This window comes from Burkholderia sp. HI4860 (assembly GCF_002223045.2).
In the GTDB taxonomy this organism is placed as follows: domain Bacteria; phylum Pseudomonadota; class Gammaproteobacteria; order Burkholderiales; family Burkholderiaceae; genus Burkholderia.
The window spans coordinates 1,624,194-1,640,245 of sequence record NZ_NKFO02000003.1; the positions used below are offsets into that span (position 1 = coordinate 1,624,194).

At 58.7% G+C, this 16,052-nt stretch carries 10 protein-coding genes, 6 tRNA genes and 3 rRNA genes; 2 read left to right on the forward strand and 17 right to left on the reverse strand.

The window, feature by feature from the left end; genetic code table 11:
- Positions 1–82: 82 nt before the first annotated feature.
- The 17 genes from rplL to CFB34_RS22905 all read right to left on the reverse strand — a co-directional run bounded on the left by rplL (position 83) and on the right by CFB34_RS22905 (position 14,520).
- Positions 83–457 (reverse strand): 50S ribosomal protein L7/L12, encoded by a 375-nt coding sequence (gene rplL / locus CFB34_RS22825; RefSeq protein ID WP_021161757.1) that lies wholly within the window; start codon positions 455–457, stop codon positions 83–85.
- Between the two features lie 63 nt (positions 458–520).
- The gene (gene rplJ, locus CFB34_RS22830; protein WP_085043647.1) at positions 521–1,018 is read right to left on the reverse strand and encodes a 50S ribosomal protein L10; all 498 of its coding nucleotides are present in this window, start codon (positions 1,016–1,018) and stop codon (positions 521–523) included.
- A gap of 308 nt (positions 1,019–1,326) precedes the next feature.
- Entirely contained in the window at positions 1,327–2,025 is a 699-nt protein-coding gene (gene rplA / locus CFB34_RS22835) for a 50S ribosomal protein L1 (protein ID WP_006482906.1), read from the reverse strand.
- Positions 2,026–2,457, reverse strand: coding sequence for a 50S ribosomal protein L11 (gene rplK, locus CFB34_RS22840; RefSeq protein ID WP_006477201.1), 432 nt, complete (start codon positions 2,455–2,457; stop codon positions 2,026–2,028).
- 142 nt (positions 2,458–2,599) lie between these two features.
- Positions 2,600–3,157, reverse strand: a complete 558-nt coding sequence (gene nusG, locus CFB34_RS22845) for a transcription termination/antitermination protein NusG (RefSeq protein WP_006400672.1) — start codon at positions 3,155–3,157, stop codon at positions 2,600–2,602.
- A gap of 1 nt (position 3,158) precedes the next feature.
- Positions 3,159–3,539, reverse strand: coding sequence for a preprotein translocase subunit SecE (gene secE / locus CFB34_RS22850; RefSeq protein WP_006482892.1), 381 nt, complete (start codon positions 3,537–3,539; stop codon positions 3,159–3,161).
- Between the two features lie 43 nt (positions 3,540–3,582).
- Positions 3,583–3,658: transfer RNA gene (locus CFB34_RS22855), tRNA-Trp, on the reverse strand.
- A gap of 59 nt (positions 3,659–3,717) precedes the next feature.
- Positions 3,718–4,908, reverse strand: coding sequence for an elongation factor Tu (gene tuf / locus CFB34_RS22860; protein ID WP_011350666.1), 1,191 nt, complete (start codon positions 4,906–4,908; stop codon positions 3,718–3,720).
- Between the two features lie 66 nt (positions 4,909–4,974).
- A tRNA-Thr gene (locus CFB34_RS22865) sits at positions 4,975–5,049 on the reverse strand.
- 24 nt (positions 5,050–5,073) lie between these two features.
- Positions 5,074–5,147, reverse strand: a tRNA-Gly gene (locus CFB34_RS22870).
- Between the two features lie 44 nt (positions 5,148–5,191).
- Positions 5,192–5,277: transfer RNA gene (locus tag CFB34_RS22875), tRNA-Tyr, on the reverse strand.
- A gap of 2,189 nt (positions 5,278–7,466) precedes the next feature.
- Positions 7,467–7,579 (reverse strand): 5S ribosomal RNA (rrf, locus tag CFB34_RS22880).
- 153 nt (positions 7,580–7,732) lie between these two features.
- A 23S ribosomal RNA gene (locus tag CFB34_RS22885) occupies positions 7,733–10,614 on the reverse strand.
- Positions 10,615–10,895: 281 nt separating this feature from the next.
- Positions 10,896–10,971 (reverse strand) — tRNA-Ala (locus tag CFB34_RS22890).
- Positions 10,972–11,015: 44 nt separating this feature from the next.
- Positions 11,016–11,092: transfer RNA gene (locus tag CFB34_RS22895), tRNA-Ile, on the reverse strand.
- 63 nt (positions 11,093–11,155) lie between these two features.
- Positions 11,156–12,685: ribosomal RNA gene (locus CFB34_RS22900) — 16S ribosomal RNA — on the reverse strand.
- Together the 16S, 23S and 5S rRNA genes with 2 tRNA genes alongside form the textbook arrangement of a ribosomal RNA operon.
- A gap of 566 nt (positions 12,686–13,251) precedes the next feature.
- On the reverse strand, positions 13,252–14,520 hold the full coding sequence (locus CFB34_RS22905; RefSeq protein WP_089439025.1) for an SGNH/GDSL hydrolase family protein: 1,269 nt from the start codon (positions 14,518–14,520) through the stop codon (positions 13,252–13,254).
- A gap of 198 nt (positions 14,521–14,718) precedes the next feature.
- On the opposite strand from CFB34_RS22905, the gene paaA reads away from it, so the two are divergent.
- Together paaA and paaB are read left to right on the forward strand one after the other, a co-directional pair.
- Positions 14,719–15,717: a 1,2-phenylacetyl-CoA epoxidase subunit PaaA gene (paaA, locus tag CFB34_RS22910; RefSeq protein ID WP_069246920.1), complete on the forward strand. Its 999-nt coding sequence runs from the start codon at positions 14,719–14,721 to the stop codon at positions 15,715–15,717.
- Positions 15,718–15,757: 40 nt separating this feature from the next.
- Positions 15,758–16,042 carry a 1,2-phenylacetyl-CoA epoxidase subunit PaaB gene (gene paaB / locus CFB34_RS22915; protein WP_089439024.1) on the forward strand — a complete coding sequence of 95 codons (285 nt, stop codon included), beginning with the start codon at positions 15,758–15,760 and terminating at the stop codon, positions 16,040–16,042.
- Positions 16,043–16,052 lie beyond the last annotated feature (10 nt).

Genomic DNA, 16,052 nt, shown 5'->3' on the forward strand with positions numbered 1-16,052 from the left:
TGAGTGCCAGAATAACGTCCCCACAAAGCACAAAAAGGCCGGCGGTGAAAATACCGCCAGCCTTCGCACAGCGCGCCGAAACTTACTTGACTTCGACCTTCGCGCCTGCTTCTTCCAGCTTCTTCTTGGCTTCTTCAGCAGCAGCCTTGTCGACGCCTTCCTTGACAGCCTTCGGTGCGCCGTCAACGACGTCCTTCGCTTCCTTCAGGCCCAGGCCCGTCAGTTCGCGAACTGCCTTGATGACTGCAACCTTGTTGCTGCCTGCTTCAGCCAGAACGACCGTGAATTCGGTCTTTTCTTCTGCTGCAGCAGCTGCGCCGCCGCCTGCCGGGCCAGCGACTGCCACTGCAGCTGCCGACACGCCAAACTTCTCTTCGAATGCCTTGACCAGTTCGTTCAGTTCCAGAACGGTCATCCCTTCGACTGCTGCCAGGATGTCTTCTTTTGCGATTGCCATTTGAAATACTCCTAAATTGAATTCGGATACAGCCAGCGATCAATGACGCTGATGCACGCTCGATTACGCAGCTTCCGCTTGCTTCTTCTCGGCCAGCGCGGCCAGAGCGCGCGCGAAGCCCGAAACAGGCGATTGCATAACGAACAGCAGCTTCGAGAGCAGTTCTTCGCGGCTCGGGATGCTTGCCAGCGCTTGCACGCCAGCCTTGTCCATCACCTTGCCATCGAACGCACCAGCCTTGATGACCAACTTGTCATTGCTCTTGCTGAAGTCGTTGACGACCTTAGCAGCAGCAATTGCATCTTCCGAGATGCCGTAGATCAACGGGCCAGTCATCTGCTCTGCCAGCGGAGCAAACGGGGTACCTTCAACAGCGCGACGCGCCAGCGTGTTCTTCAACACGCGCAGGTACACCTGTTGCTCACGCGCTTTCGCGCGCAGCTTGGTCAGATCGCCAACCGCAATTCCACGATACTCAGCCAGCACAACGGTCTGGGCCTTCGCGACTTGCGCGGAAACCTCAGCGACGACGGCTTGCTTGTCTTCTCTATTAAGCGGCACGGTTAGCCTCCAGAAACGATACGTTCGGCGCGGCCGGCATGGCCGAAACCTCACGTACCTCGTTCAACAACGGCGTCCGACCTCGTTAGGAGTATTTCCACCTCACGCCGGGAATCGCTTCGCGGCCTGCGGCTTCACCACTGCAAAACTTTTTCGGGTTCGCCATCTGCGTTGGCTTGAATTAAGGGATCACCTGACTGCTGTGCCCCACCAACGGTCTTTGATAACCGGTTGCCCGCCCTACTGCACGAACAACCGCCCAAAGCCCATGTAGGCCGCTTCGCGAACGAAGCGGCCCGAATACTTGCTTACTGTGCTGCCAGCGTAGCCTGGTCGACACGCACGCCGACGCCCATCGTGCTCGACAGTGCGATCTTGCGCAGGTAGACGCCCTTGCTCGTTGCCGGCTTTGCCTTCTGCAGCGCTTCGATCAGCGCCGACAGGTTCGAACGCAGTGCGGTCGGTTCGAACGATGCACGGCCGATGGTCGCGTGGATGATACCGGCCTTGTCGACACGGAATTGCACCTGACCAGCCTTCGCGTTCTTGACGGCGGTTGCGACGTCCGGCGTGACCGTGCCGACCTTCGGGTTCGGCATCAGGCCGCGCGGGCCCAGGATCTGGCCGAGCGTACCGACGATACGCATCGTGTCCGGCGAAGCGATCACGATGTCGAAGTCCATCTGGCCAGCCTTGATCTGCTCTGCCAGGTCTTCCATACCGACGATTTCCGCGCCTGCTGCACGTGCTTGCTCAGCCTTCTCGCCTTGCGCGAACACAGCAACGCGAACCGACTTGCCCGTACCTGCCGGCAGAACGACCGAACCACGAACGACTTGATCCGACTTCTTTGCATCGATGCCGAGCTGGACTGCGACGTCGATCGACTCGTCGAACTTCGCGCTCGCGCATTCCTTCACGAGGCTCAGTGCGTCTTCGATCGCGTACAGCTTCTGACGATCAACCTTGGCGGCAAATGCCTGACGGCGCTTGGAGATCTTAGCCATTTACACGCCCTCCACAGTGATGCCCATCGAGCGTGCGCTACCAGCGATGGTGCGAACGGCTGCGTCCAGATCAGCTGCCGTAAGGTCCGGCATCTTGGTCTTCGCGATTTCTTCAGCTTGAGCGCGCGTGATCGAACCGACCTTGTCGGTGTGCGGCTTGCTCGAGCCCTTGTCCACCTTCGCCGCCTTCTTGATCAGGACGGTCGCCGGCGGCGTCTTCATCACGAACGTGAAGCTCTTGTCAGCGAATGCCGTGATGACCACCGGCACCGGCAGACCCGGCTCCATGCCTTGAGTCTGCGCGTTGAACGCCTTGCAGAACTCCATGATGTTCAGGCCGCGCTGGCCCAGTGCCGGACCGACCGGCGGCGACGGGTTGGCTTTACCTGCAGGGATCTGCAGCTTGATAAAGCCGATAATCTTCTTTGCCATTTGTGAACCTCATTGGAACGCCAGAGAAGGCGTTCGGTGAGTAATAACGCGCTTTCGCCACGGGCTACTGACGCTCCTCAACGGCCATGACGCGGACCGTAAGCGCGAAGGTGGGCAGCCGAGGCTGCCCACCGAATCGGGATCAAACTTTTTCGACCTGACCGAACTCGAGTTCGACCGGGGTGGATCGGCCAAAAATGGTGACCGATACACGCACGCGCGATTTTTCGTAGTTGACTTCTTCGACGGTGCCGTTGAAGTCCGTGAACGGGCCTTCCTTGACACGCACCATCTCGCCGACTTCGAACAGGGTCTTCGGGCGCGGCTTCTCGACGCCTTCCTGCATCTGCGACATGATCTTCTCGACTTCCTTCGGGGAAATCGGGGTCGGGCGGTTGCGCGCACCGCCGACGAAACCGGTGACCTTCGCGGTGTTCTTCACGAGGTGCCACGTTTCGTCCGTCATTTCCATCTCGACCAGCACGTAGCCGGGGAAGAAACGACGCTCAGTCACTGCCTTGTGGCCGCCTTTGACTTCGACCACTTCTTCGGTCGGGACCAGGATCTGACCGAATTTGTCCTGCATGCCAGCACGTTCGATGCGCTCCTGAAGCGCACGTTGCACGCTCTTCTCCATACCGGAGTAGGCGTGCACGACGTACCAACGCTTTCCGCTCGGGGATGCCGGAGTATCGCTCATATCATTTCCAACCCAGAATCGCCGAGAAAATCACCCATTCGATCGATTTGTCACTCAACCAGAGGAAAATCGCCATCACGAGCACGAAACCGAACACGACGAGTGTGGTTTGCGTTGCTTCCTTGCGGGTGGGCCAAACGACCTTCCGGACTTCCTTGTACGAATCCTTGGCAAAGGCGATGAGACTCTTGCCAGGTGCGGACATCAGCCCGACGGCAACGCCGGCGATGATACCGACCGCCAACGCAGCACCGCGGACATACCATTGCTGATTGGCCAGCCAGAAGAAGCCCACGAATCCGGCCAAGACCAACAATACGCCCAGGGCCAGCATCAGCTTATCGCCGGAGGTATTTACAGTTTCGACGGATGGATTCGCCATAACACCTTAAAACAAATGCCACGTAGGACACGTGGCTATTTTTTGGCAGGGGCAGAGGGAATCGAACCCCCAACCTTCGGTTTTGGAGACCGACGCTCTGCCAGTTGAGCTATACCCCTAAACCATGCTGGGGCTGGCTGTTGCCAGCCCCAAAACTGTCGATCAACGAATAACTGGCTTACTCGATGATCTTGGCGACGACGCCGGCGCCGACCGTACGGCCGCCTTCGCGGATTGCGAAGCGCAGACCTTCTTCCATCGCGATCGGAGCGATCAGCTTCACCGTGATCGACACGTTGTCGCCCGGCATCACCATTTCCTTGTCCTTCGGCAGCTCGATCGAGCCCGTCACGTCCGTCGTACGGAAGTAGAACTGCGGACGGTAGTTGTTGAAGAACGGCGTGTGACGGCCGCCTTCGTCCTTGCTCAGCACGTACACTTCAGCCGTGAAGTGCGTGTGCGGCGTGATCGAACCCGGCTTCGCCAGAACCTGGCCACGCTCCACGTCTTCACGCTTCGTGCCGCGCAGCAGGATACCAACGTTGTCGCCTGCCTGACCTTGGTCCAGCAGCTTGCGGAACATTTCAACGCCCGTGCAGGTCGTCTTCACCGTCGGCTTGATACCGACGATTTCGATTTCTTCGCCGACCTTCACGATGCCGCGCTCAACGCGACCCGTCACAACCGTGCCACGACCCGAGATCGAGAACACGTCTTCCACCGGCATCAGGAACGCGCCGTCAACTGCACGCTCCGGCGTCGGGATGTACGTGTCCAGCGCGTCGGCCAGGCTCATGATCGCCACTTCGCCCAGCTCGCCCGTGTCGCCTTCCAGCGCCAGCTTGGCCGAACCCTTCACGATCGGCGTGTCGTCGCCCGGGAAGTCGTACTTCGACAGGAGTTCGCGAACTTCCATCTCGACCAGCTCGAGCAGTTCAGCGTCGTCCACCATGTCGCACTTGTTCAGGAACACGATGATGTACGGAACGCCAACCTGACGTGCCAGCAGGATGTGCTCACGCGTCTGCGGCATCGGGCCGTCTGCTGCCGAGCAAACCAGGATCGCGCCGTCCATCTGCGCTGCGCCCGTGATCATGTTCTTCACATAGTCAGCGTGGCCCGGGCAGTCGACGTGTGCGTAGTGGCGGTTAGCCGTTTCGTACTCGACGTGTGCCGTGTTGATCGTGATGCCGCGCGCCTTTTCTTCCGGTGCCGCGTCGATCTGGTCGTATGCCTTCGCTTCGCCGCCGAACTTCTTCGTCAGAACCGTCGTGATCGCTGCCGTCAGCGTCGTCTTGCCGTGGTCAACGTGACCAATCGTACCAACGTTCACGTGCGGCTTGGTCCGCTCAAATTTACCCTTGGCCATTTTCGACTCCCAGAAGGAATTTCACAGGTTGCGCCGCGCGCAAACAAGACACTGACTTTTTACTGCTGGTGCCCATGGGCAGGATCGAACTGCCGACCTCTCCCTTACCAAGGGAGTGCTCTACCACTGAGCCACATGGGCGCTTTACGCTTCAACTTCGCGGTCTGGAGCGGGTGAAGGGAATCGAACCCTCGTCGTAAGCTTGGAAGGCTTCTGCTCTACCATTGAGCTACACCCGCACGGGCCACAAACGATTCCTTACCGCTCACTGCGCTGATAATCTTGGTGGAGGAGGTTGGATTCGAACCAACGTAGGCGTAAGCCAACAGATTTACAGTCTGCCCCCTTTAGCCACTCGGGCACCCCTCCGTAGAGAACTGACGATTATGGGGGTGCATCGCACTTCTGTCAAGCGGATCCGGAAGATTATTTTTACTCTCTTCCCGACGCCTGCCTGACCACCGATCTCCCGCCCTTGCCCGGCTAAGGCAAGCATGGGTGCTGCTGATCAATGCCACATCTTCGTCAGACTCCGCCCTCAACGTCGATCTGCATCTACGCTGAAAACGAAAGACCGCCATCATACGACCTCTTACGCACTCTGCCAAGCGGGTAAACGAAAAATTTCCGCAAATTTCGTGCCGAGTGGATGCACCGACATGTCCCCGATACTTTGAGGGATATCGCTTCCAATCTCACCGGTTGTCTGACCGGACCTGCGGGTGGATGACGTGTCGAGGCTTTCGGGTGTTTTCCAGCAACTGCATCGGATCCTGCGGCCACGGCAACCGACAGGAAGTGGTGGGCGCGCCACCGGCCCTAGCCGACTTCAGCCACGGCCGCGATACCATCGCAGGCCAGCTGCCCGCCTCCGGTTCCGATCCTCATGCGCCTGCTTGCCCTTGCGATGACCTTCACGGCTTTGACCGCGCATGCCGCGGGTCCGTCGGATGCCTGGTGTCGCTCGAGCACGATCACCAGGCTCCGCCATCAGGCACTGCCGACAGCCACGCCCCAGGACGCAGCGCGGCAGCTTCATTGCTCGTCGCATATGACCGACTGAAACCCGCGCTCGATGCCCGGCGCCTCGGTTCGGCACACGTCGGTTTCGTTGGGGCGTCCCGCTGAGCAAGATGCAATCGCCTATGCGTGTGGCTGCTCAACGATGCGTCCACGTACCTCGTCGGCGCAGGCGATAGTGCGTCAGAAGGTGAGTGCGGCGGCTCAGCCTGAAGCGACGCATTGCAGCCACTACTCGGCGATGATATGCGGTCCCGCCTGGGCCTGCCCGCAGGCTTGTCGACGCGATCTCGGCGAGCATTCTGCAATGTGCCGCCCACTCCTTCGCCATCATGCAAGCCGACCAACGTCAGCATCTGGTTGGCCTACCGCAGCGAATCCACGGCATACGCATGACATACCGCATGCCCGTACGATGCCCACGTCGTGCAACTGAACGCTAGTACCTGCGCAGGATTCGACGCCGGCGCGTTCTCCGCTCCGCATTCATCCGACGACGACGAAAAGCTGGCGTGCGACATCCAGTCTTCGACATCGATCGCTCGCTGCCCGGCGTTGGTCGTGCTAACCCGAAATCAAGGCAGGAACAGGACCCGCCAGTTTCCGCCGGGCAATGGCTCCGCACTCTGGGATCCCAGTACCGCATGCACGGCGCGATCGACCAGCATCGACGCCGGCGGCAAGCACTTCGCGTTATGGGTAAGGGCGAGACTGCTTTGGCGGCACGGCCCATTCACTCATCGAAGAAATCGATGCGGTGCGAGACGGGCAGCCCGTGCTCGTCAAAAGGAACAGCGCGGATTTCTGATGCTATCGGGTCGACGAACTCGCGGACGCAGGTTCGCGCTAGTAGCTCCCCTGTCCGTCCGGTGCGTTAAACGCGCCCGTGCCCTCGCTCAAGCCTCCTTGAGCGAAGATGCAATCAATTGAGTTACAAACAACCCTGGATGGCTACACAATGCGATTCACCGCGCGATTCGACTTCGTCTGCTCGATGGGCATCATCCACTCAGCGCGCGCAGCGAGAACGCTGCCAAACGTCCGATTGAGGGCCCCGTTGCCCGGCATGCCGAGGGCTCGTTGTGGTGACGGGGGCCGCGAACTTGATAGGCGCGAAATTGCAATAGTGACTTTTGGCCGAGGATGAGCTCGATACGCCGATGAACAACGCCCGAGAATCGGCAATCGAGGGGTTGGCGATGCCCCGCCGGGCCGCACCGCGGCGACGCTCAAATCTGCCCCGAGCGGTAGTCAGATACACGAGATGGAGTCGCTACTCGGCCTGGCCGCCATCGTCGGGAGCAGCAGGAGGATGGATGTTTGAATGTGGGTTTCAGCCGACGCCAGCTACCCGTGCGCGACCAACTCGATCGGCTTGATCAGTAGCGCAGCGCGGCGAGTTCTCGGAAACGGCAGGTGTCTGAATCGACGTATTCGGCGCCTGGATGTGGCCAGGCCGGCCACTCCGCGCCCCATGCGTTTCCGCCGCGCCAATGCAAAAACCCCCGCCTTTCGGGCGGGGGTTTCTGGCTTAGGGAGCCTGACGATTACCTACTTTCACACGGGAATCCGCACTATCATCGGCGTAGAGTCGTTTCACGGTCCTGTTCGGGATGGGAAGGGGTGGGACCGACTCGCTATGGTCATCAGGCAAAGAGGGTTGTTGTGCTGGCTTTGCAGCACAACCAATCCGGGAAGAAGCAGTAATTTTGAGTTGTGTGTATCACACACGAGAATCCAACTTGTCGCTTGGGATCGCAGCTCGTGCAGGGCACGGCGCCGATCTACAAGGCAGACTTGTTATAGGATCAAGCCTTACGGGCAATTAGTATCAGTTAGCTGAACGCATTACTGCGCTTACACACCTGACCTATCAACGTCCTGGTCTCGAACGACCCTTCAAGGGGATCTAGTCCCCAGGGATATCTCATCTTAAGGCGAGTTTCCCGCTTAGATGCTTTCAGCGGTTATCTCTTCCGAACATAGCTACCCGGCGATGCCACTGGCGTGACAACCGGTACACCAGAGGTTCGTCCACTCCGGTCCTCTCGTACTAGGAGCAGCCCCCTTCAAATATCCAACGCCCACGGCAGATAGGGACCAAACTGTCTCACGACGTTTTAAACCCAGCTCACGTACCTCTTTAAATGGCGAACAGCCATACCCTTGGGACCGGCTACAGCCCCAGGATGAGATGAGCCGACATCGAGGTGCCAAACACCGCCGTCGATATGAACTCTTGGGCGGTATCAGCCTGTTATCCCCAGAGTACCTTTTATCCGTTGAGCGATGGCCCTTCCATACAGAACCACCGGATCACTATGACCTGCTTTCGCACCTGCTCGACTTGTCGGTCTCGCAGTTAAGCACGCTTATGCCATTGCACTATCAGCACGATTTCCGACCGTACCTAGCGTACCTTCGTACTCCTCCGTTACGCTTTGGGAGGAGACCGCCCCAGTCAAACTGCCTACCATGCACTGTCCCCGACCCGGATCACGGGCCAAGGTTAGAACCTCAAACAAACCAGGGTGGTATTTCAAGGACGGCTCCACCGAAACTAGCGTTCCGGTTTCATAGCCTCCCACCTATCCTACACAGATCGGTTCAAAGTCCAATGCAAAGCTACAGTAAAGGTTCATGGGGTCTTTCCGTCTAGCCGCGGGTAGATTGCATCATCACAAACACTTCAACTTCGCTGAGTCTCGGGAGGAGACAGTGTGGCCATCGTTACGCCATTCGTGCAGGTCGGAACTTACCCGACAAGGAATTTCGCTACCTTAGGACCGTTATAGTTACGGCCGCCGTTTACCGGGACTTCAATCAAGAGCTTGCACCCCATCATTTAATCTTCCGGCACCGGGCAGGCGTCACACCCTATACGTCCACTTTCGTGTTTGCAGAGTGCTGTGTTTTTATTAAACAGTCGCAGCCACCAGTTTATTGCAACCCCTTCACCCTCCTGGCGCAGGCCAGTCAAGCTACAAGGGCGTACCTTATCCCGAAGTTACGGTACCAATTTGCCGAGTTCCTTCTCCCGAGTTCTCTCAAGCGCCTTAGAATACTCATCTCGCCCACCTGTGTCGGTTTGCGGTACGGTCATCGTTAGACTGAAGCTTAGAGGCTTTTCTTGGAACCACTTCCAATTGCTTCGCTCCCTAAGGAGCTCGCGCCACACCCTTGAATTGCGCACCCGGATTTGCCTAAGTGCCTTCTCCAATGCAGCGACCGGGACTTCCAACACCCGGACAACCTTCCGCGATCCGTCCCCCCATCGCATCTAACAATGGTGCAGGAATATTGACCTGCTTCCCATCAGCTACGCATTTCTGCCTCGCCTTAGGGGCCGACTCACCCTACGCCGATGAACGTTGCGTAGGAAACCTTGGGCTTACGGCGAGGGGGCCTTTCACCCCCTTTATCGCTACTCATGTCAGCATTCGCACTTCCGATACCTCCAGCACGCTTTTCAACGCACCTTCGCAGGCTTACGGAACGCTCTCCTACCATGCGAGCAAAGCTCGCATCCGCAGCTTCGGTATATAGCTTAGCCCCGTTACATCTTCCGCGCAGGACGACTCGATCAGTGAGCTATTACGCTTTCTTTAAAGGGTGGCTGCTTCTAAGCCAACCTCCTGACTGTTTTAGCCTTCCCACTTCGTTTCCCACTTAGCTATATTTGGGGACCTTAGCTGGCGGTCTGGGTTGTTTCCCTCTTGACACCGGACGTTAGCACCCGATGTCTGTCTCCCGTGATTGCACTCTTCGGTATTCGGAGTTTGCTATGGCGGGGTAATCTGCAATAGACCCCCCAACCATGACAGTGCTCTACCCCCGAAGGTGAGACACGAGGCACTACCTAAATAGTTTTCGGAGAGAACCAGCTATTTCCAAGTTTGTTTAGCCTTTCACCCCTATCCACAGCTCATCCCCTAACTTTTCAACGTTAGTGGGTTCGGACCTCCAGTACGTGTTACCGCACCTTCATCCTGGCCATGGATAGATCACTTGGTTTCGGGTCTACGCCCAGCAACTGAACGCCCTATTCGGACTCGCTTTCGCTACGCCTGCCCTATACGGTTAAGCTTGCTACTGAACGTAAGTCGCTGACCCATTATACAAAAGGTACGCCGTCACCCCTTACGAGGCTCCGACTGTTTGTATGCATGCGGTTTCAGGATCTATTTCACTCCCCTCCCGGGGTTCTTTTCGCCTTTCCCTCACGGTACTGGTTCACTATCGGTCGATCACGAGTATTTAGCCTTGGAGGATGGTCCCCCCATCTTCAGACAGGATTTCACGTGTCCCGCCCTACTTGTCGCACACCTAGTTCTTTCATACTGTTTTCGCCTACAGGGCTATCACCTGCTATGGCCGCACTTTCCAGAGCGTTCGGCTAACAATACAAATAAAGAGTGCAAGGCTCATCCCATTTCGCTCGCCACTACTTTGGGAATCTCGGTTGATTTCTTTTCCTGCGGTTACTTAGATGTTTCAGTTCACCGCGTTCGCTTCACATGGCCTATGTATTCAGCCATGGATACTCCAAAAGGAGTGGGTTTCCCCATTCGGACATCTACGGATCAAAGCTTGTTTGCCAGCTCCCCGTAGCTTTTCGCAGGCTACCGCGTCCTTCATCGCCTGTGATCGCCAAGGCATCCACCACATGCACTTGTTCGCTTGACCCTATAACGAGTCTGTCTCGCGACAGTCGCTACAGGTTGAGTTCTCGCGTTGTGCCGTATTCCAATTTAAGTCGAACATAGAGTTCGAATCATCTTGAGATACATCGATACAATCACAACCCGGATAGTTTCCACGTCCATCTCAAGACGCTTCCGCTATCCAAATTACTTGCTTCTTCCAGATTGTTAAAGAACGACAGCCGATATCTGTTGATATCCTCTGACTGGCTCAATCGCCAATGACAAAGATTCGACTCAAGTCGAATGCTTGTCATTGAAGATTGGTGGAGGCAGACGGGATCGAACCGACGACCCCCTGCTTGCAAAGCAGGTGCTCTCCCAGCTGAGCTATGCCCCCATGAGTACAGATTTGCCTCAGGTACCTACCGCCAGACAAGACAATGGTGGGTCTGGTTGGATTCGAACCAACGACCCCCGCCTTATCAAGACGGTGCTCTAACCGACTGAGCTACAGACCCCTGAGTCTGTCTTTAAATTTACAGCCGATAAGCGTGAGCGCTCAACTTGGCGAGAAGCTCTGGAAAGGAGGTGATCCAGCCGCACCTTCCGATACGGCTACCTTGTTACGACTTCACCCCAGTCATGAATCCTACCGTGGTGACCGTCCTCCTTGCGGTTAGACTAGCCACTTCTGGTAAAACCCACTCCCATGGTGTGACGGGCGGTGTGTACAAGACCCGGGAACGTATTCACCGCGGCATGCTGATCCGCGATTACTAGCGATTCCAGCTTCATGCACTCGAGTTGCAGAGTGCAATCCGGACTACGATCGGTTTTCTGGGATTAGCTCCCCTCGCGGGTTGGCAACCCTCTGTTCCGACCATTGTATGACGTGTGAAGCCCTACCCATAAGGGCCATGAGGACTTGACGTCATCCCCACCTTCCTCCGGTTTGTCACCGGCAGTCTCCTTAGAGTGCTCTTGCGTAGCAACTAAGGACAAGGGTTGCGCTCGTTGCGGGACTTAACCCAACATCTCACGACACGAGCTGACGACAGCCATGCAGCACCTGTGCGCCGGTTCTCTTTCGAGCACTCCCACCTCTCAGCGGGATTCCGACCATGTCAAGGGTAGGTAAGGTTTTTCGCGTTGCATCGAATTAATCCACATCATCCACCGCTTGTGCGGGTCCCCGTCAATTCCTTTGAGTTTTAATCTTGCGACCGTACTCCCCAGGCGGTCAACTTCACGCGTTAGCTACGTTACTAAGGAAATGAATCCCCAACAACTAGTTGACATCGTTTAGGGCGTGGACTACCAGGGTATCTAATCCTGTTTGCTCCCCACGCTTTCGTGCATGAGCGTCAGTATTGGCCCAGGGGGCTGCCTTCGCCATCGGTATTCCTCCACATCTCTACGCATTTCACTGCTACACGTGGAATTCTACCCCCTCTGCCATACTCTAGCCTGCCAGTCACCAATGCAGTTCCCAGGTTGAGCCCGGGGATTTCACATCGGTCTTAGCAAACCGCCTGCGCACGCTTTACGCCCAGTAATTCCGATTAACGCTCGCACCCTACGTATTACCGCGGCTGCTGGCACGTAGTTAGCCGGTGCTTATTCTTCCGGTACCGTCATCCCCGACTGTATTAGAGTCAAGGATTTCTTTCCGGACAAAAGTGCTTTACAACCCGAAGGCCTTCTTCACACACGCGGCATTGCTGGATCAGGCTTTCGCCCATTGTCCAAAATTCCCCACTGCTGCCTCCCGTAGGAGTCTGGGCCGTGTCTCAGTCCCAGTGTGGCTGGTCGTCCTCTCAGACCAGCTACTGATCGTCGCCTTGGTAGGCCTTTACCCCACCAACTAGCTAATCAGCCATCGGCCAACCCTATAGCGCGAGGCCCGAAGGTCCCCCGCTTTCATCCGTAGATCGTATGCGGTATTAATCCGGCTTTCGCCGGGCTATCCCCCACTACAGGACATGTTCCGATGTATTACTCACCCGTTCGCCACTCGCCACCAGGTGCAAGCACCCGTGCTGCCGTTCGACTTGCATGTGTAAGGCATGCCGCCAGCGTTCAATCTGAGCCAGGATCAAACTCTTCAGTTTAAACCTGTTACTGTTTTCGGTTCGGTTAAGAACCGGTCGCTCACTCAAAGCTGACAGGTAAATGAATTACTTCATAAACCTGACTTACTTTAGTGTGAGACTCTTGATACTTTCGCTATCTGATCCGAGGATCAGCTCGCTTTCATCAAGCGCCCACACTTATCGGCTGTTAATTTTTAAAGAGCATTCTGCGAGGAACTTCGTGTTTCCCGGCAGCGCTGCGTTTTCAGCAGCAGAGAAGCGAGATTATGAACCGTGTTTCGCAGTTCGTCAACAACTTTTTACACTACATCGTTGCGACTGCGGGGCTCAACTTCCAGGCCAGTGGCGCGCTCCAGACTCCGGCACACCACCCGCCCTGCTTCCCTTCTCCCGCGCCGCGTTTCCGTTAGCGCGAAAGAGGCGTGATTCTAAGCACCCACCCCCGTCTACGCAAGCCCTTTGTGAAAATATTTTGAAAAAGCCCCCGTGCGCTGACGCGCACGGGGGCTTCGGGCTCGACGGGCCAAGTGGTGCCGCCGACCTACGCGTTGCCGGCAACACTTCCCTCTATATATAGAGACGCGTCACTTGCCGACCACCGCAGCCTGCAGTTGCTCGACCGGCACCGCGTCGGCCATCGCCGTGTAGCCGGCGTCGCTCGGATGAATACCGTCCCCGCTATCGTATCGGCGCTGCAGCACGCTCGGGCGCGCCGGATCGCGCAGCACAGCATCGAAATCGACCACGCCATCGAACCCGCCACCGCTCCGGATCCACCGGTTCACCTCGAGCCGGATCGCCTCGCGCGCCGCCGGCAGCCCGGCCGGCGTCAGCGTCGCGCCGAAGACCTTCACGCCCTGACGGTGCGCCGCTTCGATCAGCCGGCGGTAGCCGTCGATCAAGGATGCAGCCGTGACCTGCGTATGCGGGTGGTCGCAATCGAGCCCCGCGTGCGGCGGCATCGCCGCAAAATTGATGTCGTTGATACCGATCAGCACGATCGCGGCCTTCACACCCGCGCGCGTCAGCGCATCGCGCTCGAACCTCGACGCCAGCGACGTGCCATAGCAAGCCGAATCGCTGAGCAGCCGATTCCCGCTGATACCAAGATTCGCGACACCGATCGACTCCACGCCGGCGGCAGTCAGCCGACGCGCGAACGCATCCGGCCAGCGGCGATTCCGGTTCACGCTCGAGCGCAGTCCGTCGGTGATCGAATCACCGATCGCCGCTACGCTGGCGCGCGCTGAACCGGCCTCGACCGCGAGCTCGCTCACCCATGCGTATTGGGTAAATCGGGTGCGAAACGCGGCGGCGCCCGGATCACTCACGTGATCACCCGGTGCAGACACGTAATTGAACTGGTTCGACACGCGGTGCCAGACCGTCATCCGCTGGTTCGCCCCCATCTGGAGGCTGATCGCATACGGCCGCCCGGCCGCCACATCGATCGCCACCGGATCGCTTTCGAGTTCCTGGCCCGGCGCCAGCGTCACCGACGCCTTGCCGCCGAACCGGACCGGCGCCGCGGCACCAGCCAGCGCCGCCCCTTCGCCGGCGCGCGCGAGGCTCGCCGCCTCGACGACCAACGGCGCATGTCCGTAGGCATTGCTGACGCGGATCCGCGCGGCACGCCCCGACACCGTCGGATAGACGATCTGGCGCACGGCCCGTCCGGACACGTCGGGTGCGCGATAGAGCGGCGGCGGTGCGGCCAGGTCGGGGATCGGCTGCAGCGCGGTCGCCCACGCCGCCACCCATCCGGCCGGCGCGGCCGACGCCGACGCCGCGAGCGGCGAGACAAAGACGGCCGCACCCAGCACGGCCGCGGCGATACTGCTTCGAAATGACATCGGCAAAATCCTCGTCGAAAGCGGGCATTGTGCCGCAGAAGGCGCGAACCCCACGCCCCGGATCACCGTCACGCCGGCCGATCGCGCCCCGACGTACCTCGTTTACCCGAGTCTCGCCGCAAATCCGCAAGAAATATATTAACCGACCGGTCGGTTGGTTTATACTTCGCACACACTCAACCGGACGAGAGCTTCGCCATGTACACGCAATCCCTCGACATCCCAGGCAACGTCGCGCCGCTCGACGCCGCAGCCGAGTCGCCCGAGCAGGCGCGGTTCGATGCGGTCATGGCCGCCGACGGCAAGATCGAACCGCAGGACTGGATGCCCGATGCCTATCGCAAGACGCTGGTTCGCCAGATCTCGCAGCACGCGCACTCGGAAGTCGTGGGCATGCTGCCCGAAGGCAACTGGATCTCACGCGCACCGAGCCTGAAGCGCAAGGCGATCCTGCTCGCGAAGGTCCAGGACGAAGCCGGCCACGGCCTCTATCTTTATAGCGCGGCCGAAACGCTCGGCGTGTCGCGCGATTCGCTGATCGACGCACTGCTCGCCGGCAAGGCGAAATACTCGAGCATCTTCAACTACCCGACGCCCACCTGGGCGGACGTCGGCGTGATCGGCTGGCTCGTCGACGGCGCCGCGATCATGAACCAGATCCCGCTGTGCCGCTGCACGTACGGCCCGTACGCGCGCGCCATGATCCGCGTGTGCAAGGAAGAATCGTTCCACCAGCGCCAGGGTTTCGACGCACTGCTGTCGATGATGAAGGGCACCGACGCGCAACGCGCAATGGTCCAGCAGGCCGTGAACCGGTGGTGGTGGCCGGTGCTGATGATGTTCGGCCCGAGCGACGCCGATTCGGTCCACAGCAACCAGTCCGCGAAATGGGGCATCAAGCGGATCTCGAACGACGATCTGCGGCAGAAGTTCGTCGACGCGACGGTCGACCAGGCGAAGGTGCTCGGCGTGACGCTGCCCGACCCCGACCTGAAGTGGAACGAGGCGCGCGGCCATCACGACTACGGCACGATCGACTGGGACGAATTCTGGCGCGTGGTCAACGGCGACGGCCCGTGCAACAAGGAACGCCTCGCGACCCGCGTGAAAGCGCACGAGGACGGCGCATGGGTGCGCGAAGCCGCACTCGCCCACGAAGCCAAGCGCCGCGCCCGCGCCGAACAGCACGCTGCCTGAGCGGCGGCACACCATCGAATTCAGGATTGAGGAGAAAGTGATGAACAAGGAATGGCCGATCTGGGAAGTGTTCGTGCGCAGCAAGCAGGGGCTCGACCACAAGCATTGCGGCAGCCTGCACGCCGCCGACGCATCGATGGCGCTGCGCATGGCGCGCGACGTCTACACGCGCCGCCAGGAAGGCGTGAGCATCTGGGTGGTGCCGTCGGCGGCCATTACCGCGTCCGATCCGAACGAGAAGGCGGAGCTGTTCGAACCGGCGGGCGACAAGATCTACCGTCACCCGACGTTCTACACGCTGCCCGACGAAGTCAACCACATGTAACGCCCGCGCC

What these genes read in the sequence shown, in the direction of transcription:
- secE (WP_006482892.1), bottom strand. Translation starts at nt 3,539, where the DNA reads ATGGCGAATCCATCCGTCGAAACTGTAAATACCTCCGGCGATAAGCTG.
- rplA (WP_006482906.1), bottom strand. Translation starts at nt 2,025, where the DNA reads ATGGCTAAGATCTCCAAGCGCCGTCAGGCATTTGCCGCCAAGGTTGAT.
- rplL (WP_021161757.1), bottom strand. Translation starts at nt 457, where the DNA reads ATGGCAATCGCAAAAGAAGACATCCTGGCAGCAGTCGAAGGGATGACC.
- nusG (WP_006400672.1), bottom strand. Translation starts at nt 3,157, where the DNA reads ATGAGCGATACTCCGGCATCCCCGAGCGGAAAGCGTTGGTACGTCGTG.
- tuf (WP_011350666.1), bottom strand. Translation starts at nt 4,908, where the DNA reads ATGGCCAAGGGTAAATTTGAGCGGACCAAGCCGCACGTGAACGTTGGT.
- paaA (WP_069246920.1), top strand. Translation starts at nt 14,719, where the DNA reads ATGTACACGCAATCCCTCGACATCCCAGGCAACGTCGCGCCGCTCGAC.
- paaB (WP_089439024.1), top strand. Translation starts at nt 15,758, where the DNA reads ATGAACAAGGAATGGCCGATCTGGGAAGTGTTCGTGCGCAGCAAGCAG.
- rplK (WP_006477201.1), bottom strand. Translation starts at nt 2,457, where the DNA reads ATGGCAAAGAAGATTATCGGCTTTATCAAGCTGCAGATCCCTGCAGGT.
- CFB34_RS22905 (WP_089439025.1), bottom strand. Translation starts at nt 14,520, where the DNA reads ATGTCATTTCGAAGCAGTATCGCCGCGGCCGTGCTGGGTGCGGCCGTC.